Source organism: Aeromicrobium sp. (genome assembly GCF_047607065.1).
Classification (GTDB): Bacteria; Actinomycetota; Actinomycetes; order Propionibacteriales; family Nocardioidaceae; genus Aeromicrobium.
In genome coordinates, this window is the sequence record NZ_JASGDU010000035.1 from 1 (window position 1) to 25,602 (window position 25,602).

23 protein-coding genes, 3 tRNA genes and 1 other RNA gene are annotated in these 25,602 nt (G+C 68.9%); 13 read left to right on the forward strand and 14 right to left on the reverse strand.

The window, feature by feature from the left end; all coding sequences use genetic code 11:
* Window positions 1-63: 63 nt before the first annotated feature.
* Window positions 64-134 (reverse strand) — tRNA-Cys (locus QM597_RS05050).
* A 26-nt stretch (window positions 135-160) separates the two neighbouring features.
* Window positions 161-232: transfer RNA gene (locus QM597_RS05055), tRNA-Gly, on the reverse strand.
* Window positions 233-440: 208 nt separating this feature from the next.
* Between QM597_RS05055 and QM597_RS05060 the strand changes: the two genes are divergently transcribed.
* The 5 genes from QM597_RS05060 (at window position 441) to QM597_RS05080 (ending at window position 4,711) form a co-directional block, all read left to right on the forward strand.
* Window positions 441-1,142 (forward strand): hypothetical protein, encoded by a 702-nt coding sequence (locus QM597_RS05060; protein WP_415003783.1) that lies wholly within the window; start codon window positions 441-443, stop codon window positions 1,140-1,142.
* Between the two features lie 8 nt (window positions 1,143-1,150).
* Window positions 1,151-1,741 carry a signal peptidase I gene (locus QM597_RS05065; RefSeq protein ID WP_415003784.1) on the forward strand — a complete coding sequence of 197 codons (591 nt, stop codon included), beginning with the start codon at window positions 1,151-1,153 and terminating at the stop codon, window positions 1,739-1,741.
* Window positions 1,738-2,487, forward strand: coding sequence for a hypothetical protein (locus tag QM597_RS05070; protein ID WP_415003785.1), 750 nt, complete (start codon window positions 1,738-1,740; stop codon window positions 2,485-2,487). Before QM597_RS05065 ends, QM597_RS05070 begins: the two co-directional genes overlap by 4 nt.
* Entirely contained in the window at window positions 2,484-4,595 is a 2,112-nt protein-coding gene (locus tag QM597_RS05075; protein ID WP_415003786.1) for a choice-of-anchor G family protein, read from the forward strand. The genes QM597_RS05070 and QM597_RS05075 overlap by 4 nt, the downstream gene beginning before the upstream one ends.
* Before the next feature lie 41 nt (window positions 4,596-4,636).
* Window positions 4,637-4,711: transfer RNA gene (locus QM597_RS05080), tRNA-Val, on the forward strand.
* Between the two features lie 283 nt (window positions 4,712-4,994).
* Here the strand turns inward: QM597_RS05080 and QM597_RS05085 are convergent.
* Window positions 4,995-5,627 carry a TetR family transcriptional regulator gene (locus tag QM597_RS05085; protein WP_415003787.1) on the reverse strand — a complete coding sequence of 211 codons (633 nt, stop codon included), beginning with the start codon at window positions 5,625-5,627 and terminating at the stop codon, window positions 4,995-4,997.
* A gap of 140 nt (window positions 5,628-5,767) precedes the next feature.
* On the opposite strand from QM597_RS05085, the gene QM597_RS05090 reads away from it, so the two are divergent.
* From QM597_RS05090 to QM597_RS05100, 3 genes are all read left to right on the forward strand, one after another.
* Entirely contained in the window at window positions 5,768-6,877 is a 1,110-nt protein-coding gene (locus QM597_RS05090; RefSeq protein WP_415003788.1) for a ferredoxin reductase, read from the forward strand.
* 12 nt (window positions 6,878-6,889) lie between these two features.
* Window positions 6,890-8,167, forward strand: a complete 1,278-nt coding sequence (locus tag QM597_RS05095) for a fatty acid desaturase family protein (protein WP_415003789.1) — start codon at window positions 6,890-6,892, stop codon at window positions 8,165-8,167.
* An 86-nt stretch (window positions 8,168-8,253) separates the two neighbouring features.
* Window positions 8,254-8,544, forward strand: a complete 291-nt coding sequence (locus tag QM597_RS05100; RefSeq protein ID WP_415003790.1) for a WhiB family transcriptional regulator — start codon at window positions 8,254-8,256, stop codon at window positions 8,542-8,544.
* Between the two features lie 137 nt (window positions 8,545-8,681).
* On the opposite strand, the gene QM597_RS05105 is transcribed toward QM597_RS05100, so the two are convergent.
* The 3 genes from QM597_RS05105 to QM597_RS05115 form a co-directional block, all read right to left on the reverse strand.
* Entirely contained in the window at window positions 8,682-11,591 is a 2,910-nt protein-coding gene (locus QM597_RS05105) for a bifunctional [glutamine synthetase] adenylyltransferase/[glutamine synthetase]-adenylyl-L-tyrosine phosphorylase (RefSeq protein WP_415003791.1), read from the reverse strand.
* 20 nt (window positions 11,592-11,611) lie between these two features.
* Window positions 11,612-12,952, reverse strand: coding sequence for a type I glutamate--ammonia ligase (gene glnA / locus QM597_RS05110; protein ID WP_415003792.1), 1,341 nt, complete (start codon window positions 12,950-12,952; stop codon window positions 11,612-11,614).
* A 101-nt stretch (window positions 12,953-13,053) separates the two neighbouring features.
* Window positions 13,054-13,602 carry a hypothetical protein gene (locus QM597_RS05115; RefSeq protein ID WP_415003793.1) on the reverse strand — a complete coding sequence of 183 codons (549 nt, stop codon included), beginning with the start codon at window positions 13,600-13,602 and terminating at the stop codon, window positions 13,054-13,056.
* Window positions 13,603-13,701: 99 nt separating this feature from the next.
* Between QM597_RS05115 and QM597_RS05120 the strand changes: the two genes are divergently transcribed.
* Window positions 13,702-15,471 carry an NAD+ synthase gene (locus QM597_RS05120; protein WP_415003794.1) on the forward strand — a complete coding sequence of 590 codons (1,770 nt, stop codon included), beginning with the start codon at window positions 13,702-13,704 and terminating at the stop codon, window positions 15,469-15,471.
* A gap of 295 nt (window positions 15,472-15,766) precedes the next feature.
* Window positions 15,767-16,636: a 3-methyl-2-oxobutanoate hydroxymethyltransferase gene (gene panB, locus QM597_RS05125; RefSeq protein WP_415003795.1), complete on the forward strand. Its 870-nt coding sequence runs from the start codon at window positions 15,767-15,769 to the stop codon at window positions 16,634-16,636.
* Window positions 16,637-16,639: 3 nt separating this feature from the next.
* Here the strand turns inward: panB and QM597_RS05130 are convergent, their stop codons facing one another.
* Together QM597_RS05130 and QM597_RS05135 are read right to left on the reverse strand one after the other, a co-directional pair.
* A complete protein-coding gene (locus tag QM597_RS05130) occupies window positions 16,640-16,939 on the reverse strand; it encodes a hypothetical protein (protein ID WP_415003796.1) in 300 nt (99 codons plus the stop codon).
* Window positions 16,936-17,133 (reverse strand): hypothetical protein, encoded by a 198-nt coding sequence (locus QM597_RS05135; RefSeq protein ID WP_415003797.1) that lies wholly within the window; start codon window positions 17,131-17,133, stop codon window positions 16,936-16,938. Before QM597_RS05135 ends, QM597_RS05130 begins: the two co-directional genes overlap by 4 nt.
* 48 nt (window positions 17,134-17,181) lie before the next feature.
* Here QM597_RS05135 and map point away from each other — a divergent pair, with 48 nt between their 5' ends.
* The gene (gene map, locus QM597_RS05140) at window positions 17,182-18,036 is read left to right on the forward strand and encodes a type I methionyl aminopeptidase (RefSeq protein ID WP_415003798.1); all 855 of its coding nucleotides are present in this window, start codon (window positions 17,182-17,184) and stop codon (window positions 18,034-18,036) included.
* Between the two features lie 65 nt (window positions 18,037-18,101).
* Here the strand turns inward: map and QM597_RS05145 are convergent, their stop codons facing one another.
* Together QM597_RS05145 and rnpB are read right to left on the reverse strand one after the other, a co-directional pair.
* Complete coding sequence (locus QM597_RS05145) at window positions 18,102-18,539, reverse strand: hypothetical protein (protein WP_415003799.1); 438 nt, start codon at window positions 18,537-18,539, stop codon at window positions 18,102-18,104.
* An 81-nt stretch (window positions 18,540-18,620) separates the two neighbouring features.
* Window positions 18,621-19,010, reverse strand: an RNA gene (gene rnpB / locus QM597_RS05150) — RNase P RNA component class A.
* A 224-nt stretch (window positions 19,011-19,234) separates the two neighbouring features.
* Here rnpB and QM597_RS05155 point away from each other — a divergent pair.
* Together QM597_RS05155 and QM597_RS05160 are read left to right on the forward strand one after the other, a co-directional pair.
* The gene (locus QM597_RS05155; RefSeq protein ID WP_415003800.1) at window positions 19,235-19,795 is read left to right on the forward strand and encodes a TMEM165/GDT1 family protein; all 561 of its coding nucleotides are present in this window, start codon (window positions 19,235-19,237) and stop codon (window positions 19,793-19,795) included.
* 25 nt (window positions 19,796-19,820) lie between these two features.
* Window positions 19,821-20,570, forward strand: coding sequence for a YaaA family protein (locus tag QM597_RS05160; RefSeq protein WP_415003801.1), 750 nt, complete (start codon window positions 19,821-19,823; stop codon window positions 20,568-20,570).
* Window positions 20,571-20,697: 127 nt separating this feature from the next.
* Here the strand turns inward: QM597_RS05160 and QM597_RS05165 are convergent, their stop codons facing one another.
* From QM597_RS05165 to QM597_RS05180, 4 genes are read right to left on the reverse strand one after another with little or no spacing between them, the layout of a single operon-like run.
* On the reverse strand, window positions 20,698-21,495 hold the full coding sequence (locus tag QM597_RS05165) for a zinc ribbon domain-containing protein (RefSeq protein ID WP_415003802.1): 798 nt from the start codon (window positions 21,493-21,495) through the stop codon (window positions 20,698-20,700).
* The gene (locus QM597_RS05170) at window positions 21,435-22,598 is read right to left on the reverse strand and encodes a Nif3-like dinuclear metal center hexameric protein (protein ID WP_415003803.1); all 1,164 of its coding nucleotides are present in this window, start codon (window positions 22,596-22,598) and stop codon (window positions 21,435-21,437) included. The genes QM597_RS05165 and QM597_RS05170 overlap by 61 nt, the downstream gene beginning before the upstream one ends.
* 38 nt (window positions 22,599-22,636) lie before the next feature.
* Window positions 22,637-24,730 (reverse strand): DEAD/DEAH box helicase, encoded by a 2,094-nt coding sequence (locus tag QM597_RS05175; RefSeq protein ID WP_415003804.1) that lies wholly within the window; start codon window positions 24,728-24,730, stop codon window positions 22,637-22,639.
* Between the two features lie 60 nt (window positions 24,731-24,790).
* Entirely contained in the window at window positions 24,791-25,402 is a 612-nt protein-coding gene (locus tag QM597_RS05180; protein WP_415003805.1) for a TetR/AcrR family transcriptional regulator, read from the reverse strand.
* Between the last annotated feature and the right edge of the window lie 200 nt (window positions 25,403-25,602).

The following is a 25,602-nucleotide window of genomic DNA, read 5'->3' on the forward strand; positions in this document are numbered from 1 at the left end:
TCCGTGTCAGGGAAGCGCGCTACCGCTGCGCCAATCGCCCGTGGGTGTTCAGTTGTGCTTCCGAGGTGGGTACGGGATTTGAACCCGTGTACACGGATTTGCAGTCCGTTGCCTCGCCTCTCGGCCAACCCACCGCTGGATGGGCCTTGACCCGATTCCGAGCGGACAACGAGATTCGAACTCGCGACCCTCACCTTGGCAAGGTGATGCTCTACCACTGAGCTATGTCCGCACTGCTTCGCCCGACTGCCTCGACCGATGCGAGTAGCAACACTAGACCACATCCCCGCCAAGGCCCAAACCGGGGCCCCTTATCCCTGGATTGCCGCGCATATTTTCGGGCGATTCCTGACAAAATCCTACACGCGGGATGAGGAGAGCCTGTAGTCTTCGTGAAGACCGTCGGGTAGAAGACGGTCACATCTGGGAGGGAGACCCACATGACCACGTCGATGACCCGCGCCACTCGTACGCGACGTCGCCGCAAGATCGCTGCCATCGCCTCGGCCGGACTGGCGCTCGGCCTAGCCGCCGTGCTGTCGCTGGCAGCCTGGAACGACAACGAGTGGGTCTTCGGCGGTGTCGGTCCCGACGGCGACGGCGAGGGCGTCGGGACCAGCGAATTCGAGGTCCAGCAGAACGCCTGGGAAACGACCCCGCCATCGACCAGCGACACCTTCGCCGACTTCGAGTCCAACCCCGGAGACGCGCTGATCTTCGACGTCGACCCGACAGGGCTGACCCCAGGCACCACGATCTACGCCCCGGTCGCGCTCGCCACGACCGCAGATTCGGTCAGCGGCTCACTGACGCTCATCACGCCGCCCGTTGCTGCTTCGGGCGAGACACCTGACGACACGAGCAACCTGCTGTGGGACAACCTCACCTACTCAGTGCGCGTCACCGACGACGCTGCGACCGCCGCGAACTGTCGGACGAGTTTCACCACAGCAGGCACGGAAATCATCTCCGGTGCCACCTTCAACGAGACTGCGGCCCCTGGTTCGCAGTCGCTCAGCGCCGCCCGCGGCAACGTGCAGTATTACTGCTTCGCCATCACGCTGCCCGACAATGACACGACCCAGACTCTCCAGGGTCGGCTGGTATTTCCGGCGTGGCGTTTCAACGCCACCTCCGACTAGTCGACCTCATGGCTCACCGGCGTCGGGGCGAATCGGCTGGCCGCCGTCGCGGGCGGCGGCTCCCCGGACTGCTCAAGGACCTGGTCCTGGGGGTCGCCGGCCTGCTCGGCGTCGTGGCAGTCGGTTGGGCACTCTACGCGCACTACAGTGGGGCCACGGTCATCGTCCTCAAGACCGGGTCGATGTCGCCGGACCTGCCAGCGGGGTACGGGGTGTTGTCTTATCCGGTCGACGCCGATGAGGTCGAGGTCGGTGACATCGTGACAACGCGCCTAGACGATGCCTCACCGTTGGTGACGCACCGGGTCGTGCGCATCGACATGGTGCCGGAACACCCCGAGAAGCGGTCCTTCGTCCTGCAAGGTGACGCCAACGAGGTCGAGGACGTCTTCCCCTACACCGTCGACTGGGTCTACCGGGCCGAGATGCCCCTCCCGCATGCGGGGCCGATGATGGCGATCCTCACGTCACCACTAGTCATGGGCACCGTGGTGCTGTTGGTCGGATTACTGGTGTTGTGGGCCTTCTGGCCGGCTTCGGTGGAGGACATCGAAGCCGAGATCACCGAACGAGAATGTTTGAAAGAAGCAAGCACATGAGCAGGCGCAGGATGTTGGGCATGGCCGGTGCCACCACGGCACTCGTGCTCGGCCTGCTCTCGTTCGGAGTCCAGGCCGCTGCCTTGGTGTCGAACCAGTTGAATCCCGTCGAGGAAGTCGGCGACCTCACCGTCTCGGCGGGGAAATCGCCAGCCACCTTCTTCGACCTCACCCCAGGTGATCGCCGTTACTGGTCGGTGGAGGCGAGCCTCGTGGGTGCCGACGTCGGTACCCTGGCCCTGCGCCTGTGGGGCGACGGCGCTCTTGTCAACCACCCCGACTACCCGCTGCACATTGCGGTCGACGCCTGCAACGGCACCCTCAGTGGCGATGACGGTGCTCAATATCCAGTGTGCTCGGGGTCGGTGGAGTCGGTCGTCGCCGAGCAGCCTCTGCGCGACGTGTCGGTCGCCTCCGATCTCAGCGGTGGTCAGGTATGGGATCTCGCACCGATCACCCGTAACCATGCGCGCTCATTCATCGTCACCCTCGCGGTGCCTCCGGGCGGCTCCTACGACGAGTCGTTGATGGGCCTGAGCGGCGACTTCGGGGTGGGTCTGTACAGTTCCGGCGACGTCGACCAGAGTTCGCCACAGACCGAGACGCCCAGCAGTTCCGATCCGGCGACGACAGCCACCGGCATCCTGCCGTCGACCGGTGGACCGTTCCTTGCGCTGCTATTGATCGGCGTCGGCGTGATCGGACTCGGCGTGATCGCGCATTCCCGAGGAAGTGAGGTGCTGTGAGGTCCCGTCTGCGCTCGCTGCGCTATCTGCTCGCGGAGGCCCGTCTGGCCGCCGCCGAGGTCGTCTGGCTCGTGGTGGCGGCCCTCGGATCCCGCCTTCGCTCGGTCGGCCTGATTCTCCTCATGGCCTGGTACGGCCTATGCGAGTTGTTCTGGTTCTCGGCAGAGAAGCCCGCCGACCTCGTCGATCAGGCCCGGCCGACGACCCGTCGCGGCCGTCAACAGTGGCGTGCCGCCGGCAAATCACTGCGCTGGAGCGCCGGAACCACGGTGGCCGCGCTTGTCGCGGCCCAGGCCACGGTAGTCGTCGCCTCGAACGCCTCCTGGGTCGACGAGGAATGGGATCACGCCGAATACGCCACGCTGAACTGCGACGATGACGAGATCTTCAAGACACGCGGTGCCGGGCGGCTCCTCGGCGGCGGACTCCTGCCGCTCGACGTCGACACCGTGGCGACCGTCGGCGGTGTGACCGTGACGAACGACGGCACCACCGCGCACCCCGACCCGGCCAATGCCAGTGACGTCGGCAACGACGGCTACGTGAACCCCCTCGACGTCAACGCGCTGAGCCTCATCGATCTGCCGTTGACCGGCGGCAGCCTCGACGAACTCCTCTCGCTCGACCTCGCCAACGATGTCGGCGTCGTGAACCAGTTCGCTCGGGCGCAGAGCACCGGCTACTCCGAGGGCGCGTCCGGTGTCGTCAACGACTCCGGCGTCATCCAGACCGAGAACAACGACAATGGCACGACACCAACCCTCGGCACGCTGAAACTGTCGACACTCGTCGAACAGGTCACCGGCGAGGCTGTGTCCGACGTCGTCTCCGGGGTCACCGACCTGAACCTGGAGATCGGGGCCGTGGCCGGACGGGCCTCCATGGATGCCTGCATGGCTGCTTGGACCGGCGATCTCGACCCCTACCTGGACCGCGAATACGCCGTCGCCGGACTGGCTGCGGTCATCGACGCCCCGGCCGTCGCCGCGCTCAGCGGCACCCTCGACACCGCACTCGACACCGTGGAGGCATCGGTCGATGGCCTGGCTAGCGACGCGGGGGTCGTGAGCGGCATCACCTCCGGGGTCGGCAGCTTACTCAGCGGCGTGCTCGGCACGCTGAGCCTCGGGTCGGTTACTCTCGTCGGTCCGACCGTCGACGTCGATCTCACGGCTGCGCGCAACCTGGCCACGGCGACGGTGAGCGACGACGACAACACCGTCGAACTCGATCTGGCCACAGGCGATGTGCGTATTGATCTTGCGTCGCTGATCGGCGAGGCCTACGGAGGTCAAGGTTTCAACGGCTCGCAGGAGTACGGACTCAACGGACTTCCCCCCAATACCGAACTGGTCGTCAACGACGCCGTCACAAACGCGCTAGTTGATGCCCTGACAGAGGCGCTCGACGGTTGGGTGCAGGACGTACTCGACGCGGTCGAGGCGGCACTCTACGCCGCCGATGTCAATCTGACGTTGCAGATCCCGCTGATCGGCACTGTCTTGGGGCAGACCCTCCAGGTTGCGACGGTGTCAGTCGTCGTCTCGGGCACACTGCAGGAATTGCTGGACAACACCGCGACCGTCACCCCCACGGTGACGCTCCTTTCTACGACCGGTCTCCTCGGCGCCGCCGTCAGCGCGCTCGTCAACCCGCTCATCGACGGCATCGTCGGCGCGCTGACGGGAGGTGTTGCTCCCATGGTCGGCGGGGTGCTGGAGACGGCCTTGTTCGGCACCGGGGGCATCGTCCCGACACTGGGGACAACCCTGTCGGACGCTACAGCTCCGGTCGTGTCGGTGCTGGCTGACCTGTTGGTGGGCTTCCTCGGCGTGGACGGACTGGTGTCCCTACGTGCGAACCTACAGAACGACCCTACCGCCGGCAACGATCCCGACCCGGATCCAGTGCTGACCTATGCCGATTGGGAGAGCGGCTCACGAGTCGTGCCCGATCATCGCTTCGACGTGGCCGCGCTCGGCATCGTCGTGCTCGGCGCGACGGGACCGGCCGGTAACGTCGACCTCGAGTTGGCGCGGGGGTCGGTGGGCGTCAACTGCGGCATCGGCAGCGTCTGGGACCGCGAGGGACTCTGCGACGACTACTGATGAACCGGCGGCGACGACCATGCGTTAGAGTTGTCGCCTGCGGGCGATTGGCGCAGTGGTAGCGCGCTTCGTTCACACCGAAGAGGTCACTGGTTCGAACCCAGTATCGCCCACCACAAAGAAATACCCCTGACCTGCGGAAGCGCGGTCAGGGGTATTTCGCGTTTCGCCGACGCGCAACAAGCGTTCGTACACAGCAGGAGCGCCGTGTCCCAGCCAGGCGAGTTTTGTGGGTGAGGACGTGCGCGGATGAGCGTTGGTCGAGGAGCGTAGACCGCAAGCGGTGGAGCCTCGAATCCTACGGTGGTCGGCAACTCGACGGTGCCCTCCCGAGCTGCCGCATTCGCCGACAAGTGTCGGCTTGCTGGCCGCAACAGCCGGGCGGCCCGGCCGCGCGCTTCAGCTCTCCCACTGCTCGAAGCCGAGCACGATGAGCCGCATCTCGCGCCGGGCCTTGCGCTTGATCTCCTCCTCGCGCTCGGGGCGTCCGCCCTCGGGCAGGGCGATCACCTGCTCGGCGCGAAAGACCATGTTGCGCACGAACAGGCCCGCCGCCATCGTGACGTCCTCACTCGACCAGCGCTCCACGTTCGGCAGCCGGGCGAGCACGAGGGCCAGTTCGGAGATGAACAGTTCCAGCTCGCGGGTGATCGCCTCGCGCACGACCTGCGACCCGCTCTGCCGCTCGCGCGCGACGAAGCCGAAGTGACCCTTGTTCTCCTTGACGGCGCGCACGAGGATCTCCGCCGAGGCGTCGATGATGTTCGACATCGTGTCGGGGTCCTTCTGCGCCTCGCGGATCATCGTGCGCAGCGTCCCGAAGCACTCTTCGACGAGCGCCAGGCCGACCTCGTCCATCGACGCGAAGTGGCGGTAGAAGGCCGTGGGCACGATGCCGGCGTCCTTGGCGACCTGCCGCAGGCTCAACTGCGCGAATCCGACCTCGCCGCTGCGCCGGAGAGCGGCGTCGAGGATCGCCTGGCGGGTGCGCTCCTTCTGCTCACGCCGGCTCAGGGCCACGGACTCGCTCATGCACGCACACTATCGCTTACTTCAGTGAACAGGCATTGACTGAAGTGATCGGCTTCACGTCATGGCAGCCTTGCGCTCGAGCCGCCCCATGAGTCACACTTTCAGTGTACGGACGTTCACTGATTTGAAGGAGAGGCCGCATGGGAATCATGCGCACTGCTCTCGCCTCGCGCCCCGTCGCGACCATGACCTCCCCCCACCACGTCGACCACTACCTCGAAAAGCTCCACCCCCTGTGGACCGCTGAGGCGGTGCGGGCGCGCGTCGTCGGCGTCGAGCGCGAGACCGACAACGCCACGACCGTCACCGTGCGACCCAACGGCGCGTGGAAGGGCTTCACCCCCGGCCAGCACGTCGAGTTCGGCATCGAGGTCAACGGCGTCCGCAAGGTCCGAGTCTTCTCGGTCTCCAGTTCGGCCGCCGCCAAAGGCCGCAATTTCAGCGTTTCCGTGAAGGCGCACCCCGACGGCTTCGTGTCGCGCTTCCTCAACAGCCGCCTTGCGTCCGGCGAATTGGTCTACCTGTCCCAGGCCCGCGGCGAATTCGTGCTGCCGGAGGTCGTGCCGGACCGGCTGCTGCTGCTCAGCGGCGGATCGGGCATCACCCCGGTCATGTCGATGCTGCGCACGATGCTCGACCGCGACACCCCCCTGCCGCACCGCGTCACCTTCCTGCACTACGCCCGCTCGCGCGCCGACGAGATGTTCACCGACCAGCTCGACTCGTGGGCCGGCGTGCCCGGCGTCGAGGTGATTCGCGTGTACACCCGTGAACCGAAACCTGGCGCGGAACTGGCCGGCCGCTTCCACATCGACCACCTCAAGCACCTCGGCATCGACCCGGCCGACACGCTCACCTTCGTCTGCGGCCCGGCCGGTCTCATCGCCGCAGTCCGCGACACCTACGACGAGCAGCAGGCCGCCGATCAACTGCGCCTGGAGTACTTCAAGGTGCCCACGGTCGATCCGGCCCTGCTCGCGGCCGCGGCCGCCGAGGCCACCGGCACCCTGAGCTTCGAGGACGCCGGCACCGCCGCGGCCAACAACGGCAACACGATCCTCGAACAGGCCGAGGCTGCGGGCCTGACGCCCGAATACGGCTGCCGCATGGGGGTCTGCAACACCTGCGCCATCAAGAAGCTCCACGGCGCCGTCCGCCACGTCATCACCGGCGAGGTCTGCGCCAACACCGACGAAACCATCAAACCCTGTGTCAGCATCCCCGTCGGCGATGTCGCCGTCGCCCTGTGATCTGGAGAGAACATGAGTCACAAGCGCCATCTCGTCCACTACGACGCCTCCGGCCATAACGCCGCGCCCCAGCCGCTCGTCGGCGACCCGGACCGGGAAGCCACCATCGGCCTGGATCTCATGTCCCGCGAGGAACTGAACTCCTTCGGCACCGAGCTGGACGCCCTGCGCCAGCGCACCCTCGACTCGCTCGGCCAGGCCGACGCCGACTACATCCGCCGGGTCATCCGCCTCCAGCAGACCTGCGAGATCGCCGGTCGCATCGGCATGTTCACGCCGTTCTTCTGGCCGACGTTCGTCGCCGGCATCGTGCTGCTGGGCCTGTCGAAGATCCTCGAGAACATGGAGATCGGCCACAACGTCATGCACGGCCAGTACGACTGGATGAACGATCCGCTGGTCAACGGCTTGCGCTACGAATGGGACAACGTCGCCCCCGCACAGGACTGGAAGCACGGCCACAACTACCTGCACCACACGTACACGAACATTCACGGGATGGACAAGGACATCGGCTACGGCCTGCTGCGCATCGACGACGGGCAGCCCTGGTACCCGAGCCACCGCTTCAACCTGCCGGCCGCGTTCCTGCTCATGCTGTTCTTCGAGTGGGGCGTCATGTATCACGGCCTGGAGGTCGGCGACTACCTCGGCGGCCGCATGTCCAAGGAGGAGTTCACCGCCCGCAAGAAGCGCGCGACGGCCAAGACCCGCCGCCAGGTGCTCAAGGACTACATCGCCTTCCCGGCGCTCGCCCTGGTCCTCGTCCCGTTCGCCGGCTGGTGGGTGCCGCTCGCGGTCCTCGGCGGCACCTTCGCGGCCAACCTGGTCCGCAACATCTGGACCTTCCTCATCATCTTCTGCGGTCACTTCCCCGCCGATGTGCAGTCCTTCGACGAGGCCGAGGCCACGAACGAGTCGCGCGGCCAGTGGTACCTGCGCCAGCTGCTCGGCTCGGCCAACATCTCCGGCAGCCGGCCGTTCCACATCCTCAGCGGCAATCTGAGCCATCAGATCGAGCATCACCTGTTCCCCGACATCCCGGCGCGCCGCTACCCAGAGGTCGCCGCGGAGATCCGCGCGATCTGCGAAAAGCACGGCCTGCCGTACAACACCGGACGCCTCTCCAAGCAGCTGCTCAGCGTGGCCCGCCAGCTCGCGGCCTACGGTGCCAAGCCGAGCGATCCGTACCTGGTCGGCAACAGCCCCGAGAGCAAGGCCCTGCGCCGTGCCAAGCGGGAGGCCGCCGCCCGCGCCGAGGCCGACCGCGAGACGCAGTTGGTCGCATGACGGCGTGAAGAAAGTCACGGGCCTCGGGAACCTCGCGCGGGGCGCGCGCCTCTGACGGGCAAGCGTCCCCGAGAAGAGGAAACCCGATGGCGAGCATCTCCCGGCTCCCCGTGCCGCGGCAGGAGTCCTACGAATGGCAGTACGTCGGTGCCTGCAACGACGCCGATCCCGAGACCTTCTTCCCCCCGGAGTACGAGCGCGGCCCGCGCCGTCGCCAGCGCGAAGCGACCGCGAAGTCCTATTGCGCCCAGTGTCCGGTGGTCCGGCAGTGCCTCGAACACGCGCTGGCCGTCCAGGAGCCGTTCGGCGTGTGGGGCGGTCTCAACGCCACCGAGCGCGAACACCTCCTGCGCAGCAGCAACCCCCAAGCCGGCTGATTCCCACCGCGCAGGTAGGCGCTGGCTGAGGTGCGTAGGCCGCTTGCGGCCGGAGCCTCGAAGCCTGCGGTCGTGGTCATTTCGAGGCTCGCAAGCTCGCACCTCAATGACCGGGTTCCACCTATCCGCACAGCCTCTTATTCGCCCCAAAACACCCGCTCGATCACACTGCGAGCCTGTCGGGTGATGCGCAAGTAGTCGTCGACCATGCGCTCGCCCTCGTCCTGGCGGTAACCCAGCAGGTGCGCCAGGCCCGCCCGCTCTGCGGCCTGCTCGACCATCGACTCGGCGGGCTTGTTGCGCATGAGCACGACCCCGTTGCGGATCCGGCTGACCAGCCGCCAGGCCTCCTCCAGCATCGCCGCGTCGTCCGTGCTCAGCAGACCGGCCGCCACCGCAGCATGCAGTGCGTCGAGCGTGTCGGTCGTCCGCAAGCGCTCGACCTCGTGGCCATGACGCATCTGCAGCAGTTGCACCGTCCACTCGACATCGGCGAGGCCGCCCCGGCCGAGCTTGAGGTGCGTCGTCGGGCTGGCCCCGCGCGGCAGCCGCTCGGATTCGACCCGCGCCTTGATCCGCCGGATTTCGCGCACCTCGGCCTCCGACAGGCCGCCGTCCGGGTAGCGCATCGGATCGATCAGCGCACGGAAACGCTCACACAGGTCGGGATCGCCGATGACCGGTGCCGCCCGCAACAGCGCCTGGGCTTCCCACACCGCCGACCACTTCGCGTAGTAGGCCGCGTACGAAGCGAAGGTGCGCACCAGCGGGCCGTTCTTGCCCTCGGGTCGTAGTTCGGCATCGACCTCCAACGGCGGATCGTCACCGGCCGCCTGGAGCATGTCGCGCAGTTTGGTGGCGACCGCCGTCGCCGCCGTCGCCGCCGCCTTCTCGTCGGCACCCGGCAGCGGCTCGTGGACGAACATGACGTCGGCGTCCGAGCCGTAGCCCGACTCCCGGCCGCCGAGCCGCCCCATCAGCACGACGGCCAGGCGGGTCGGGACCTCACCGCGCTCGTCGGCCACCGCGCGGATCGCGGCGGACAGGGCCGCCGACAGGGTCGCGGCGTTGAGATCCGACAGGGCATGGCCCACGGCGACGATGTCCAGCTCGCCGAGCACGTCGGCGATCGACACCCGCGCCAACTCCCGACGCCGGATGCGCCGGATGGCTCGCACCGCCGCACGCGCGTCGGCAGCGTGCCGCCTGGCCGCGAGCGCCATCTCGGTGTGAATGCGTTCGAAGTCGCGCGGTACCAGTTCGTCGGCATCGCCCAGCAGCGCGACCGCGTCCGGATTGCGCTGCATCAGCTCCGAAACGTAGCGACTCGACGACAGCAGGGTCGCCAGCTGCTCGGCCCCCTCGCCCTCGTCGCGCAACTTGCGCAGGTACCAGGGCGACTCCCCCAGGGCCTCGGAGATCGACCGGAAGGCCAACAGCCCGGCATCCGGATCGGGAGCCTCGCTGAACCAGGCGAGCATCGCCGGCAGCAGGGAGCGCAGGATCGCCGCCCGCCGCGACACCCCGGAGGTCAGCGATTCCAGGTGGGCCAGCGCCCCGCGCGGATCACGGAAGCCGAGGGCAACCAAGCGCTGCTCGGCCGCCTCCGGCGACAGTCGCAGACCCTCGGCGGGCAGCGCGGCAACCGCCTCCAGCAGCGGCCGGTAGAAGATCTTCTCGTGCAGCCGCCGCACGACCCGGCGGTGCGACTGCCACTCCGACTCCAGATTCTTGGCCGGGTTGATCCGATAGCCCATGCTGCGTCCGAGGCGGCGCAGGTCTTCGGCATCGTCGGGCACGATGTGGCTGCGCTGCAGCCGGAACAACTGGATGCGGTGTTCGAGGGTGCGCAGGAACTCGTAGGCCTCCTCCAGCGCCGCGCCGTCACGGCGACCCACATAGCCGCCACGGGTCAGGGCTTCGAGGGCATCGAGGGTCGTCGGGCTGCGCAGCGTCTCATCGGCGCGGCCGTGGACCAGCTGCAACAGCTGCACCGCGAACTCGACATCGCGCAGGCCGCCGCTGCCGAGCTTGAGCTGGCGCTCCCGGTGAGCGGCCGGAATGTGGTCCAGGACCCGGCGGCGCATGGATCGGGTGTCGGCGACGAAGTTGGCCCGCGTGCTCGCCTCCCACACCATCGGCTGCACGGCCTCCAGATAGGCCCGTCCGAGGTCGGCGTCTCCCGCAGCAAAGCGCGCCTTGAGCAGCGCCTGGAACTCCCACGTGGTCGCCCACCGTTCGTAGTAGGCCACGTGGCTGGCCAGCGTGCGAGTCAGCGGCCCCTGGTTGCCCTCGGGCCGCAGGTTCGCGTCGACCTCCCAGATGGTTCCCTCGGCCGTGTGCTCGCCGCAGATGCGCATCGTTGCCGACGCAAGCCGGGTGGCAACCTGGAGGGCCTTCTGCGGATCGACGCCGTCGGCCGGCTCGTGGACGAAGATCACGTCGACATCGCTGATGTAGTTCAGTTCGCGGCCGCCGGTCTTGCCCAGAGCGATGACGGCCAGCCGCACCTGCTCGCCGGCCCCCGGTTCCTCGGCACGAGCAATGGCCAGGGCCGCGTCGAGGGTGGCGACCGCGAGGTCGGACAACTCGGCCGAGGTCTCGGCGAAGGTCGAATAGGCGTTCAGATCGCGCGCAATCGTGCAGAGCAACTGCCGGTAGTAGAGCACCCGCAGGTGCTCGGCAGTGGTCGCTTCGGCGAGGTCGGCCCGCAGTCGCTCCGCACTGCGACGCCGCAGATCGAGCCGGTCGGTGCCGAGTTCGGCGACGAACTCCGGGTGGCGCGCCAGGAAGTCGCCCATCGCCTCGCTCGTGCCGAGCACGACCAGCAGCCGCTCGCGCAGCGCAGGGTCGGCCAGCGCGGCGTGCAGGGCAGCGGCACCCATGCTGCGCGCGATGGCCGCCAGGGAGGTCAGCGCGGTATCGGGCGACGCGACCGAGGCGACCTGCTCGATCAGGCCGTCATCGGCCTGCCCGAGGTCGGCCAGGTGAGCGGCCGCAGCATCGGGGTTACGGAATCCGCGACGGGACAGATCGGGCGTCGGCACCGGTTCATGTTACGGCCGGGTCAAACGATGGGCATGAGCCGGTCGAGCTCGAACTGGGTGACCTGGGTGCGGTAGTCCTGCCACTCACGCCGCTTGTTGCGCAAGAAGAAGTCGAAGACGTGCTCACCCAGGGTCTCGGCCACGAGGTCGCTGCCCTCCATGACCCGGATGGCCTCGTCGAGGTTGCGCGGCAACGACGGGATGCCGAGGGCCTTGCGCTCGCGCTCGGACAGCGACCACACGTCGTCCTCGGTCTCCGGCGGCATTTCGTAGCCCTCTTCGATGCCCTTCAGGCCCGCCGCGAGCAGCAGCGCATAGGCCAGATACGGGTTGCAGGCCGCGTCGATCCCGCGATGCTCGATCCGCGCCGACCCGCTCTTGTGCGGCTTGTACATCGGCACGCGCAGGAGCGCCGAACGGTTGTTGTGCCCCCAGCAGACGTAACTGGGTGCCTCGCCGCCGGCCGCGAGCCGCTTGTAGGAGTTGACCCACTGGTTCGTGACTGCGGTGATCTCTGCGCTGTGCCGCAGGATGCCGGCGATGAACGCCCGGCCGGTGCCCGACAACTGGTATTGCGCGCCGGCCTCGTAGAAGGCGTTCTCGTCGCCCTCGAACAGCGAAACGTGCGTGTGCATGCCCGAGCCGGGGTGCTCGGTGAACGGCTTGGGCATGAACGAGGCCCACTTGCTGTTGGTCAGCGCGACCTCCCGTACGACGGTCCGGAAGGTCATAATGTTGTCGGCCATGCTGAGGGCGTCGGCGTAGCGCAGGTCGATCTCCTGCTGGCCCGGACCTCCCTCGTGATGACTGAACTCGACGCTGATGCCCATCGACTCCAGCATGGTGATGACCTCGCGGCGGAAGTCCTGACCGCCGCCGCCCTGCGCGGTGTGGTCGAAGTAGCCGCTGTCGTCGACCGGCACCGGCACCGACCCCGCAGCGGGTTTGCCCTTGAACAGGTAGAACTCGATCTCGGGGTGGGTGTAATAGGTGAACCCGGCGTCGGCGGCCTTCTGCATCGCCCGCTTGAGCACGTGCCGCGGGTCGGCGAAGGACGGGGCACCGTCGGGGGTGTGGATGTCGCAGAACATGCGCGCGGTCGCCGGGGTCTCCCCGCGCCACGGCAGGATCTGGAACGACGACGGATCGGGCTTGGCGAGCATGTCGGCCTCGTGGACGCGAGCGAAGCCCTCGATGGAGGAGCCGTCGAAACCGATCCCCTCGGCGAACGCGCCCTCCAGTTCGGCCGGAGCGATGGACACCGACTTGAGTGACCCCAGGACATCGGTGAACCATAGGCGCACGAATCGGACGTCACGCTCTTCGATGGCCCGGAGGACGAAGGCTTCCTGCTTACCCATGAAGCGAGTCTGGCACGGCTCGTGTTACGGCCATGTTTCACCTCGCCCGGCGAGCCTCCGCGAAGCAGACCCGTCCCCGCGTTGCACGGGTCCCCGGCGGGTCAGTCGCCCTGGTAGTACGGTGCGGTGACGAGCCAGGAGCCGTCGATCTTCTCCGTCAGCACCGCAAAACGCCGGGTGTCGTCGCCTTCCTGGCCCGCCGATACCGGCTCGCCGCCGGAGTGCTCGTAGGTGACCTCCACCTCGACCACCGCCTCGTCGCCCTGCTCGTCGACGGCCAAGATCTCCACCTGCGGCTCGAGTTCGTCGAGGTAGCGGTCGAGGGAGGCGTCGTACCCGGGGTCCTTCGTCGCCTCCTCGGCGCGGCGCTCCATCTCCTCGGCGTAGTCGTCGCAGTCGGTGAAGGCCGGGTCCTGGGAGGTCAGCAACTCGTCGCGGTGATCTCCGCCGGACAGTTCGCATAGGCGCAGGTAGTCACCCTCGGTCTCGGCAGCGAGGTAGTCCTCCACGACACTCTCCGGGCTGGCTCCGCCGAAGGTGAGCACTGCCGCGATGGCACCGAGACCGACCACGACGAAGCCCAGCAGCGCGGTGAGACTGCGCATATGCCCGGCCCCGAGAGTCGATCGCCGGGGTCTGGTCTCGGACATCGCCGGTCCCTTCGCTCGACAACGCTGACCCGACGATTGTGCCGGGGGCGTGCCTTCCGCGCCACGCGGGGCAGGCCGGGCGGGCAGTAGGCTACTGGCGTGCCCCGGTTGCGCCTTGCCCTCGTCCAGATGAATCCCGTCGTCGGTGACATCGACGCCAACGCCGAGGCGGTGCTCGCGCAGGCCCGCGCCGCTCAGGCTGCCGGTGCGCAGGTCGTCGTCACGCCGGAGATGGCGCTGAACGGCTACCCCATCGAAGACCTCGCCTATCGCTCCACCTTCATCGCGGCCTCCCGCGCGGCGGTGCAGACTCTGGCGTCCCGGCTCGCCGAGGAGGGGCTGGGCGATCTGGTGGTGATCGTCGGCCATCTGGACACCGCGAAGACCGGTGCCCTGGCGAATCTGCCGGACCGGCTCGGCGTTCCGAAGAACGCCCCGACCAACTCCGCCTCGGTCATCACCGGCGGACGCATCGTGGCGCGCTACGACAAGCACCATCTGCCGAACTACGGCGTCTTCGACGAGTTCCGCCACTTCGTGCCCGGCGACGAAACCCAGATCGTGCAGGTCGGCGGGGTCGACATCGCGCTGGCCATCTGCGAGGACATCTGGCAGGACGGTCCCTCGGCGGCCGCCAACGCCGCCGAGGCGGGCCTGCTCGTCGTGCTCAACGGGTCTCCGTATGAGGCCGCGAAGGACGACGTCCGGCTGGACCTGTGCGCGCGGCGCGCACTGGAGGGGCAGTGCGCGCTCGCCTACGTCAACATGGTCGGCGGTCAGGACGAGCTGGTTTTCGACGGCGACACCATCGTCGTCGGTGCCGACGGCGAGTTGATCGCGCGCTCGCCCCAGTTCACCGAGGACCTGCTGGTCGTCGACCTCGATCTGCCCGCCGCGACCGCCGCGATGCCCGAGCCGGGCACCCGCTTCCACGGCCTGCGCGTGGAGCGCACGATCATCTCGGCCGAGCCGTTCCCCGAGGCCGGAGAGCCGCTGCGCCCGCTGCCGGCCGAGCGCTGGGACGACCTCGGCGAGCGGTACCAGGCGCTCGTGCTCGGCCTGCGCGACTACGTGCGCAAGAACGGCTTCTCGACGGTGCTGATGGGCCTGTCGGGCGGCATCGACTCCACCCTCGTCGGGGCCATCGCCGTCGATGCGCTCGGGGCCGAGAAGGTCTTCGGCGTCTCCAATCCGAGCGCTTGGTCCACCGAGCACAGCGTGGGCGACGCCGCCGAGCTGGCCCGCCGGACCGGCCTCACGCTCGACACAGTGCCCATCGCGCCGATCTTCGACGTCTACCAGGAGGCGCTGCACCTGGACGGCCTGGCCGAGGAGAACCTGCAGGCCCGCATCCGGGCGGTCATCTGGATGGGCCTGTCGAACCAGCAGGGTCACCTCGTACTGGCGTGCGGCAACAAGTCCGAGTTGGCGACCGGCTACTCGACGATCTACGGCGACGCCGTCGGCGGCTACGCGCCGATCAAGGATGTGCCCAAGACACTCGTGTGGGAGTTGGCCCGCTGGCGCAACGCATGGGCCGCGTCGCGCGGGGAGACGCCGCCGATCCCGGAGAACGCGATCGGCAAGCCGCCGTCGGCCGAGTTGCGCCCGGGCCAGTTGGACACCGATTCCCTGCCGCCGTACGAGGTGCTCGACGCGGTGCTGGACGCTTACGTCGAGCGCGACTTGGGGGCCGCTGAAGTCGTGGCCGAGGGCTTCGATCCGGCGCTGGTCGAGCGGGTGGTGACCCTGGTGGACCGCGCCGAGTACAAGCGCCGTCAGTACCCGCCGGGTCCGAAGATCAGCCGCCGCAACTTCGGCCGCGACCGCCGCGTCCCCATCACCACCGGCTGGCGCGAGTCCCTGTAAGAACGTCCGCCGGGGTCCGAACCCGGTCATTGAGGTGCGAGCTTGCGAGCCTCGAAATGACCCGCCCACGGCAGGCTTCGCCCTTCGAGGCCCCTCCTTCGTTGGGGCACCTCAGCCAACGGGGCCTGTTGGCGCGCGTTCTAAGAACGTGGGCCGAAAGAACCTCCTTCGGTCATTGAGCGACGGAGCGGTGGAAAAGCGCCAGCGTAACCGGCATCACCTTTCCTCGCTCGGCGGCGAGTGCCATGCTGATCCCATCCATGGACCCCGACCGGGGCTGTGAGAGGAGAACACCATGAACGACGTCACGCCCGCCTCCGTGCCCGCCGAGGAGACCGCACCCTACGGCGGGGTCAGCCCGGACATCAAGAAGATCCGCACCCACCACCTGCGGCAGTGGAAGGCCGAGGGCCGCAAGTGGGTCATGCTGACCACCTACGACCAGTACTCGGCGGCCACCTTCGACGAGGCCGGCATCCCGGTGCTGTTCATCGGCGACTCGGCGGCTAACAACGTCTTCGGCTACCGCACGTCGCTGCCGGTGACGGTCGACGAGCTGCTGCCGCTGGTCAAGGCGGTCACCCGCTCCACGAAGCGCGCCTTGGTCGTCGCCGATCTGCCGTTCGGGTCCTACCAGCGCTCCCCCGAACAGGCTTATGACACGGCCGTCCGCTTTATGAAGGAGGGCGAGGCCGAGGTCGTCAAGCTCGAGGGAGGTGCCGAGATGGCCCCGCAGATCGAGCTGCTGACCAAGGGCGCGATCCCGGTCATGGCGCACATCGGCTTCACCCCACAGTCCGAGCACAGCCTCGGCGGGTATCGGGTGCAGGGCCGCGGGGATGCCGCGAAGAAGCTCATGGACGACGCGCTCGCGATGCAGGAGGCCGGCGCGATGTCGGTGGTCATGGAGATGGTGCCCGCGCCCATCGCTGCGGAGATCACCGAGACGCTGCACATCCCGACCATCGGCATCGGTGCCGGGCCGGACTGCGACGCCCAGGTGCTCGTCTGGCAGGACATGCTCGGCCTGCGCACCGGCAAGGCACCGCGCTTCGTCAAGCGCTATGCCGACCTGCACGGGATCATGCTGGGCGCCGCGCAGCAGTTCGCCGAGGAGGTCGCCACCGGCGTGTTCCCCGCCCCGGAGCACACCTTCGACAGCTGAGCGCTACATCCGCCAGCCGAAGGCGAGGACACCAGCGGCGTTGACGGTGACCCAGGCCCCGAAGGCGTACAGCGGAATCCAGACCGTCGCGGCCGGGGCGACCCGGCCGCGACGGGCCAGGAGCGTCGCGAAGCAGCCGAGGACGACCAGGTGAACCGCCACGCCCCACCACGGGGCGAAGAGGAAGCCCGCCATCACGACCAGCCACAGCACCGCCAGCAGGCCGACGGCGGCGATCCACGGACCGGAGCGATGCAGGTCCAGGCCCGCGTGTCGCCCCGGCGCGCGGGTCGCGGGCTTCACCGCTGCTCCGGCTCGCCGGCCTCCGGCACGTCGTTCCAGTCCGGGTCGGTGTCCCACGCCTCGTTGCGCTCGGCGACCTTCTGGAGCGCCCGTGCCGCGTCGGTCTCGGTGTCGTACGGCCCCAGCCGGTCCTTGGCGCGGCAGCCCTGCTCGCCTTCGACGGCGTGGTGCTTGAGGCAGAAGAAGTAGGCCATGTCCGCATTGTGCCCCAGCCGCGCGCGGGCACGCCGTAGACTCCCGGAGTGCCGAGCGCCCCTTTGACCCCCGGAACCATCAGCCCCGAACGCGCCGTGCCCGCGTCCATCGACCGGCCCGAATACGTCGGGCAGGCCGCTCCTCTGCCCTACCGCGGCCCGCAGGTCCGTGACGCCGACACCATCGCGGCGATGCGCGTCGCCGGCAGGATCGCGGCGCAGGCGCTCGACGCGGTCGAGGCGGCCATCGCGCCGGGCGTGACGACCGACGAGCTGGACCGGGTCGGCCACGAGTTCCTCCTCGACCACGGTGCCTACCCGTCGACCCTCGGCTACCGCGGCTTCCCGAAGTCGCTGTGCAGCAGCGTCAACGAGGTCATCTGCCACGGCATCCCCGACGACCGGCCGCTCGAAGACGGTGACATCGTCAACATCGATATCACCGCCTACATCGGCAGGGTCCACGGCGACACGAACAAGACCTACCTCGTCGGCAACGTGGACGAGGAGTCACGTCTGCTGGTCGAGCGCACCCACGAGGCCACCATGCGGGCGATCAAGGCCGTGCGTCCCGGACGCCAGATCAACGTGATCGGACGGGTCATCGAGTCCTACGCCAAGCGCTTCGGTTACGGCGTCGTGCGGGAGTTCACCGGCCACGGCGTCGGCCCGGCCTTCCACGACGGGCTGATCGTGCCGCACTACGACGATCCGACCGCCACCACCGTCATCGAGGCGGGCATGACCTTCACCATCGAGCCGATGCTGACTTTGGGGACCGCCGAGTGGGACATGTGGGACGACGGCTGGACCGCCGTGACCCGCGATGCCTCCCGCACCGCCCAGTTCGAGCACACCCTGCTGGTCACCGACGCGGGTGCCGAGATCCTGACCCTGCCGTAAAGACTCGGTCATGCAGGCGTGAGGCGGCCTCCGCACCTCAGACAGGGGCCTGCCGGTACCCGTTCCTAGAGCGGTTCTGGCGTGATACCCGAGACGGACGGCTCGACGGCCTCCCACTTCCACTTGACCTTGCCGGCATCGCCAGGATCACCAGTGATGGTCACCAGCGCATCGGCGAGCGGAGTGCCGACGTCCGACACTTGATCGGTCGCCTCGGAGATCAGACAGGTCATCTGGTTGCCCTGGATCAACTCGATGCGCTCCGGACAGGTGGCCTGCACGTCTCGACCTAAGTTCTTGGAGGCCTGCTTCTCGATCTGCTGTTCGAACTCGTCGGTGACGATGCCCGACGGCGGCGTGTAAGTGTCGGTCGGGTCATTGGTGGCCGGCTCGGTCGCGCCCGGATTCATCAGCTGGGCGATCAGCCAGACGATCAGCAGGATGAAGAGCTTCATCAGCAACGACCACCAGAGGGACCGGCGCAAGATCCTCCGACTGTTCACACTCTCTCCTCACGCGCACCCACGCTCGTCGTCGGCTCCCCGGCATTCTCGCAGGTCACCCCCAACACGGCTAACGAAGGGCGAATGAGCCGGCCTGTAAGCCGGATTCTGTCGGGGCGAACCCCGGGCGGCCATCCATCTGGGGTGCCCATTGCTGAACACCTCGGTGCAACCTACCCGCTGATGCAGACGAGCAGCCCGTCAGCGCAGATCCGCAGATCCTCATGGTCTTGCTCCCGGTGGGGTTTACCGAGCCGATGCCGTCACCGGCACCGCTGGTGAGCTCTTACCTCACCGTTTCACCCTTACCTGTGCCCGCTTCCGGGGAAGCGGGCCATCGGCGGTCTGTTCTCTGTGGCACTGTCCCGCACGTCACCGTGGGTGGCTGTTAGCCACCACCGTCGCTCTGTGGAGTCCGGACTTTCCTCAGCCCGCCCGCGAGGGCGGAGCCGCGGCCGCCCGGCCGGCTCATTCGCGCCTCCATCGTAGCCGGACGCATCGTGTAGACTGACGGCAGCGAAAGGGAGTAGTCCCCAATCGCTGCATCGACATACTGGACCGCCTCGCCTGGGGTTCCGGTGCAGCGAGCCAGTGCCCCTGGCGGACGAGACTTTCGGCCGGATTGTCATTGACGATCCCGGTCGAGGCTCGTCGCGCGGCGGCTCTTCTCGTCCGGGAGACGAGGAAGGGCCTTCATGCATACCGTGGCTATCGCCGCCGCAGTGGTGTTCGTCGCCGAACTGGGCGACAAGAGTCAGCTCATGGCGATGACGTTCGCCACCCGCTACCGCGCGCGCACGGTCATCGTGGGAATGGGCATCGCCTGTGCACTCATCAACGCCGCCTCCGCGCTTATCGGGGAGGCACTCGGCACCTGGCTGCCGGAGGACCTGCTGCGCATCGCTGCGGGGGTGGTGTTCCTGGCGTTCGCCGCACTCACCGCATGGTCGCTGTGGCACACCGAGGAGGACGAAGAACCGGAGGTTCAGGCGCACAACGGCCAGGCGTTACTCGCCGTGGGCAGTGCCTTCACGCTAGCCGAACTCGGCGACAAGACGATGTTCACCACCATGACCCTGTCGACGCAGTATGCGTGGGGCTGGGTGTGGGCGGGCAGCACGCTGGGCATGATGGCCTCCATCGTGCTGGCCGTGGTGCTGGGCAAGCAGATCCTGCGCATCGTGCCGGTCCGGGTCGTCCATGCCGTCGCGGCCCTGCTGTTCGCGGGGCTGGGCGTGTGCATGCTGCTGAGTTGACGGCGGCGGCCGGTAATCTCGCCGGGTGCTGATCCTGCTGCCGCCGTCGGAGGGCAAGACCCGTCCCGACCAGGGTGATCCCCTCGACCTCGCGGCGTTGTCGTCGCCGTCGCTGAACCGGACCCGCGAACAGATCCTGCGTTCGCTGATCCGGCTGAGCCAGACCAAGCGCGGCGCGGAGATCCTCGGCCTCGGGCCGACGCAGGCCGAGCACCTGGAGCACAATGCGGCGCTGGCCGAGGAGCCGACCGCGCCGGCCTCGGAGGTCTACACCGGCGTGCTGTTCGGGGAGCTGGGCCTGGGAACCCTCGATGCCGGTGCGCGCGCACGAGCCGAGGAACATCTGGCCATCGCTTCGGCGCTGTTCGGGCTGGTGCGCCCCGGCGATCTGATCCCGGCCTACAAGCTCTCCGGCGGCACCACGCTCCCCCGGCTCGGCACGGTCGCGAGCCGCTGGAAGCCCGTCATGGGGCGAGCCATCGCCGATCTCGCCGGTGGCGGCCTGGTGCTCGATCTACGCTCGGGCACCTACGCGCAGTTCGGCCATGCCGACGGCCTGCTGCGCGCCTCGGTGCGGGTCCTGACCGAGACCGACGGCGTGCGCAAAGTCGTGAGCCACTTCAACAAGGCGACCAAGGGGCGGCTCGTGCGCGACCTGCTCACCTCGGGCGCATCGCCTGCGAGCATCGACGACCTGGTGCAGGTCTGGTCCGACCTCGGCTGGCGGATCGAACGCCCCGGCGACGGGACGCACCTCGACGTCGTGACCGGCTGACGCGCATCGGCAGGTCCCTTCGAGGCTCTCGTTCCTCGTCGCACCTCAGGGACCAGGTAGCACCCCGGTCCCTGAGGCGCGAGGCCGACTGCGGCCGAGCCTCGAAGGGACCTGTTGGCGCAGTCTCTTACAAACCCGATTCGATGGTGCGGACGAGGATGCGGCTGCACTCGGGGCAGCGCACGACCTCGTCGTCGGGTAGCCCGGCGATCTCCCGCAGGTCCGCGCCGTTGATTTCCAGCCGGCAGCCCTCGCAACGCCGGGCCCTCAACGCTGCGGCTCCTGAACCGTATTGGGCACGCACCTTCTCATACGTGGCCAGCAGCGGCTCGCCGAGACGTGCAGCCAGGTCGGCGCGTTCGGCGGCCACCCGGTCGCGCTCGGCATCGAGATCGGCGAAGGCGGCGTCGCGGGCGGCGGTGACGTCGGCGACCTTGGCACGTGCCCGCTCCAACTCGGCCATCACACCCGACAGGTCGGCCTCCGTCGTTTCCACACGGTCCATCACCTCCAACTCGTTGTCCTCCAGCGTGGTGATACGTCGCTGCAAGGCCTGCATCTCGTGTTCGAGGTTAGTGAGGTCCTTCGGATTGGTGATGGCACCGGAAGAGAGCCGCTGTTCGTCACGGTCACGACGCGCCCGCACCTGTTCCACCTCGGCCTCGGCCTGACGCAGTTCGCGGCGCAGGTCGCCCAGCAGCGTGTCGAGTTCGATACGTCGGTCGTTCAGCCGCGCCTCATCAGCGACGGCCTCGGTCAGAACGGCCAGTTCCGGTAGCGCCCTGCGGCGATGGGCGAGCTGGCCCAGGCGGGCGTCGCGGTCGGCGAGATCCAGCAGGGTCAGTTGGTCGTGCGGTGCGGCTTTCAGCGGAGGCTCCCGGATCGAGGGTGGGCAAGGTCGGGGGTGGTGAGCGTCATCGTCCACGGATCGGTGACGAGCGTCGACACGCGGGTCTCCACGGTAGCGCCGATCCGCTCACGGAGGGCCGCCGCCGCGACCGGCAGCCAAGTCCATTCGGCCGCCCAGTGCGGCACGTCGACGACCGCGCAGGCACCGGGGCGTTCCCGGTGCTCGCTGACGACGTGGTGCTTCAGGTCCGAGGTGAGGTAGACGTCGGCACCTGCGGCGGTGGCGGCACCGAGCAGGAAGTCGCCCGAACCGCCGCACAGGGCAACGGTCGAGACCTGCCGGTCCGGCTCCCCGGCGACGCGGGTCGCGCCGTGATGGTCCGGCAACGCCTCGCGCACGAGCGCCGCGAAACGCTCCAGCGACATCGGCTCCGGCAGCCGGCCGATGCGCCCCATGCCGCGCCCGGCCGCTTCCGGCTCGGCCGCGATGACGTCGTGGGCGACGACCTCGTAGGGGTGCGCGGCTCGCATCGCCGCACGGACCGTCTCGCGCAGGTGCGGTGGCGCGACGAGCCGCAGCGCCACCTCGTCGACCTGCTCGACCTCGCCGATGCGGCCGAGGGCGGGGTTCGCGCCGTCGAGCGGGCGGAACCGGCCGGTTCCCGGCCAGTCGAAGGCCGCGCGGTCGTAGCCGTCGTACCGCCCGGCCCCGGCCTCGTGCATGGCGGCGAGGACCTGATCGGCGTCCGCCCCGGGCACGAACACCGTCCAAACGTCGAACGGTGCGCCCGGCGACGGCTCCAGCGGGCGTGTCTCCCGCAGACCGAGTGCTCCGGCCATCGCCGCCGAGACGCCCAGCTCGGGCACGTCGGCGTTGGTGTGGCAGGTGTGCAGGGCGATGCCGTGCGTGATGAGCGTGTGGGCGACGCGGCCCTTGGGGTCGTCCGCAGCGACCGAGGTGACCCCGCGCAGCCAGAGCGGGTGATGGGTCACGAGGAGGTCGAAGCCTCCGGCGACCGCCTCGTCGGCGACGGCCTGCACCGGGTCGACCGCGAACAGGATGCGCCGGACCTCGGCGGCCGGGTCGCCGACCGCCGTGCCGACGGCATCCCACGACTCGGCCCAACCGGGGTCGTACATCCCGTCCAGGGCCGCGACGACCTCGCGCAGTGTGGGCATGGAGGCAGGGTACTCGCCGCCGCAGCCTGCCTGCGGCTTCAGCCGACAGCGGCGAGGGCGAAGGGCAGGACCGTATCGGCACCCTCGCGGCGCAGGGTGCGCGACGCGACCGCGAGGCTCCACCGGCTGTCGACGAGATCGTCGACGAGCAGGATCGGTCCGCGGGTGTCGGCGAGCGCGTCGCGCAGCGGCTCAGTGACGACGAATCTTCCCCACACCGACGCCAGCCGGAAGGCGCTGTTGCCGCCTGCGGCGAGACGGTCCGGAACGCCCTCGGCGATCTCCAGGCCCGGCAGCAGCGGCAGCCGGCCGAGCCGGGCGATGCCCTCGGCCACCGAGGCGACCAGCTGCGGACGCGAGCGGGACGGCATCGCCACCACGGCCACCGGGCGTTCGGCCCAGCCCCAGTCGCGCAAGGCGCGGGCGCAGGCCGTCAGCAGCGACTCGGGCACCTCGGCGTCCGGCGCTCCGGCGGCGAAGACCTCGCGCAGCGCACCGCCCCACCCCAGATCGGTGAGGCGCGCCACGACCCGGCCCGTCTCGGCCCGTTCGCCGGCCGGGATGCGGCCGGACACCTCGATGCCGAGGCGCGCCATGCCGGTGGGCCACATGGCCCGCGGCTCGACGGGCACCCCGACCCGGTCGAGGGCGTGGTCGGCCCGCTCGACCGCCTCAAGGTCGGCCGCCACCGGGTACCACGGCCCCGCGCACACATCGCACCGCCGGCACGGCCCGGCCGTCGGATCGTCGAGGTGGCGCTGCAGCAGTTCCATCCGGCAGGTGGTGGCGCGCTGGTACTCGACCATCGCCTGCTGCTCGTCGCGTCGTGCCTGGGCGATGCGCTCGTAGCGCTCCTCGTCGTAGACCCACGGCGCGCCGGTGGCGACCCAGCCGCCCTGGACCCGCCGCACAACCCCGTCGACGTCGAGCACCTTGAGCAGCAACTCCAGCGGGGTGCGGCGCAGGTCGACGCGCGCCTCGATGGCCGACACCGACATCGGCTCGGGACCAAGCACCCCGAGCACATGGTCGACCTTGGTCGGAGTCGGCATCGACGCGGTGGCGAAGTGATGCCAGATCTCGGCGTCCTCGCGCCCCGGCAGCAGCAGGACGTCGGCCGAATCGGTGGCGCGGCCGGCGCGACCGACCTGCTGGTAGTAGGCCACCGGCGACGAGGGGGCACCGAGATGCACCACGAAGCCGAGGTTCGGCTTGTCGAAGCCCATACCGAGGGCACTGGTGGCGACGAGCGCCTTGACCTCGTCGCCCTTGAGTGCTGCCTCCAGCCGTGCTCGCTCCTCGGGGTCGGTGCGGCCGGTGTAGGCCGCGACCACATGGCCGGCTCCGGCCAGCACGCGCGCGGTGTCTTCGGCTGCGGCGACCGTGAGCGTGTAGATGATGCCGCTGCCGGGCAGGTCGTCCAGGTGCGACAGCAGCCAGCCCAGCCGCTCGCGGGCCGAACCGAGGCTCAGGCAGCCGAGCCGCAGGCTGTCGCGCGCCAAGGACCCGCGCAGGGTCAGGACGTCCTCGCCGAGCTGCTCGGCGACATCGGCGACGACGCGGGCGTTGGCCGTCGCCGTCGTGGCGAGCACCGGAACGCCCGGCGGCATGAAGTCGATGAGATCGGCCAGGCGCCGGTAGTCGGGACGGAAGTCGTGGCCCCAGTCCGAGACGCAGTGGGCCTCGTCGACCACCAGCAGACCGATCCGGCGGCGCAGTTCGGGAAGCTGTTCGTCGCGGAAGCGGGGATTGGTCAGACGCTCGGGCGAGACGAGCAGCACGTCGACGGCATCGGCGGCCAGCCGCTCGCGGACCTCGTCCCACTCGTGCGCGTTGGCCGAACTGATGGCGGCCGCGCGCACCCCCGCCCGCTCGGCCGCCGCCACCTGATCGCGCATGAGGGCGATCAGCGGCGAGACCAGCAGTGTGGGTCCGCTGCCCTGCGCGCGCAGGAGGGCGGTGGCGATGAAGTAGACCGCCGACTTGCCCCAGCCGGTGCGCTGGACGACCAAGGCGCGGCGATGATCGTCGACCAGCGCGGTGATCGCCTCCAGCTGCCCGTCGTGGAAACGGGCGTCGGACCTGCCGGTCAGGCGGTGCAGCGCCGCCAGGGCATCGTCGGGAGTGGACATGCGGCCATCGTGACAGCCGCCACCGACAGAACCGGTACCCCACCGGGCGGAGGCGCGCGCTCAGCCGCGGGCGATGAAGGCGGTCAGCAGCGCCGGGATCAGTTCGCGCAGCCGGCTCAGATCGGCCTCGTTCTCCTCCGAATCGAGCAGCGCGTCACGCATCGCCAGTTCGTAGGCACCGATGAGCACGGTCACCGCCTGCTCCGGGGTCACCACCAGCCGACCGCCCAGCAGCGCGGCACCTCCTTCGAGGACCCGCTGCATGTCGGCACGCGCCTCGGCCCACAGTTGGCGGTGGATCTCGGCCACCGCCCGCTGACGAATGCCGTGGGTGATGAACTCCAGGTGGACGAGGAAACTCGTCCGGTCGTGCGGATATGCCTCGAGGAAGCGCTCGGCGATCCGGACGGCGGCTGGCACCCCCTCGTCGCCACTCACCTCCGCCTCGACTGCGGCCTGCATGAACGCCAGCACCTGCGTCTTCTCCCGGGCGAACAGGTCGACGATCAACTCGTCCTTGGAGGCGTAGTTGGAGTAGAACGCCCCGCGCGTGAAGCCAGCGCGCTCGCAGATCGCCTCGACGGTGGCACCCTGGATGCCGATCTCGGCGAGGAGCTCGCGCGCGGCCTCGACCAGCCGGTCGCGCGTCGCCTCTCGCCGTTTCGTCGTCATGCTCGGACCGTACACCCGCCCGTCCCTCGCGGCACCGTCCTAAAACCCAGCAGAGCGCCACCCCCCTCGTCGGCGTTGAGTGGGCGAAGAGGGACTCGACTCCCCCAAGAACTCCGCTAGCGCTTCGTTCAGGGGGCACCCCCACCCAAGGGGGTTCTCGTCACTCGGCACGCAGTCGTCGAGGTCCGCCCCACAGAACA

What these genes read in the sequence shown, in the direction of transcription:
- QM597_RS05060 (WP_415003783.1), top strand. Translation starts at nt 441, where the DNA reads ATGACCACGTCGATGACCCGCGCCACTCGTACGCGACGTCGCCGCAAG.
- QM597_RS05065 (WP_415003784.1), top strand. Translation starts at nt 1,151, where the DNA reads ATGGCTCACCGGCGTCGGGGCGAATCGGCTGGCCGCCGTCGCGGGCGG.
- QM597_RS05070 (WP_415003785.1), top strand. Translation starts at nt 1,738, where the DNA reads ATGAGCAGGCGCAGGATGTTGGGCATGGCCGGTGCCACCACGGCACTC.
- QM597_RS05085 (WP_415003787.1), bottom strand. Translation starts at nt 5,627, where the DNA reads ATGAGCGAGTCCGTGGCCCTGAGCCGGCGTGAGCAGAAGGAGCGCACC.
- QM597_RS05090 (WP_415003788.1), top strand. Translation starts at nt 5,768, where the DNA reads ATGGGAATCATGCGCACTGCTCTCGCCTCGCGCCCCGTCGCGACCATG.
- QM597_RS05095 (WP_415003789.1), top strand. Translation starts at nt 6,890, where the DNA reads ATGAGTCACAAGCGCCATCTCGTCCACTACGACGCCTCCGGCCATAAC.
- QM597_RS05100 (WP_415003790.1), top strand. Translation starts at nt 8,254, where the DNA reads ATGGCGAGCATCTCCCGGCTCCCCGTGCCGCGGCAGGAGTCCTACGAA.
- glnA (WP_415003792.1), bottom strand. Translation starts at nt 12,952, where the DNA reads ATGGGTAAGCAGGAAGCCTTCGTCCTCCGGGCCATCGAAGAGCGTGAC.
- QM597_RS05115 (WP_415003793.1), bottom strand. Translation starts at nt 13,602, where the DNA reads ATGTCCGAGACCAGACCCCGGCGATCGACTCTCGGGGCCGGGCATATG.
- panB (WP_415003795.1), top strand. Translation starts at nt 15,767, where the DNA reads ATGAACGACGTCACGCCCGCCTCCGTGCCCGCCGAGGAGACCGCACCC.
- QM597_RS05135 (WP_415003797.1), bottom strand. Translation starts at nt 17,133, where the DNA reads ATGGCCTACTTCTTCTGCCTCAAGCACCACGCCGTCGAAGGCGAGCAG.
- QM597_RS05155 (WP_415003800.1), top strand. Translation starts at nt 19,235, where the DNA reads ATGCATACCGTGGCTATCGCCGCCGCAGTGGTGTTCGTCGCCGAACTG.
- QM597_RS05170 (WP_415003803.1), bottom strand. Translation starts at nt 22,598, where the DNA reads ATGCCCACACTGCGCGAGGTCGTCGCGGCCCTGGACGGGATGTACGAC.
- QM597_RS05175 (WP_415003804.1), bottom strand. Translation starts at nt 24,730, where the DNA reads ATGTCCACTCCCGACGATGCCCTGGCGGCGCTGCACCGCCTGACCGGC.
- QM597_RS05180 (WP_415003805.1), bottom strand. Translation starts at nt 25,402, where the DNA reads ATGACGACGAAACGGCGAGAGGCGACGCGCGACCGGCTGGTCGAGGCC.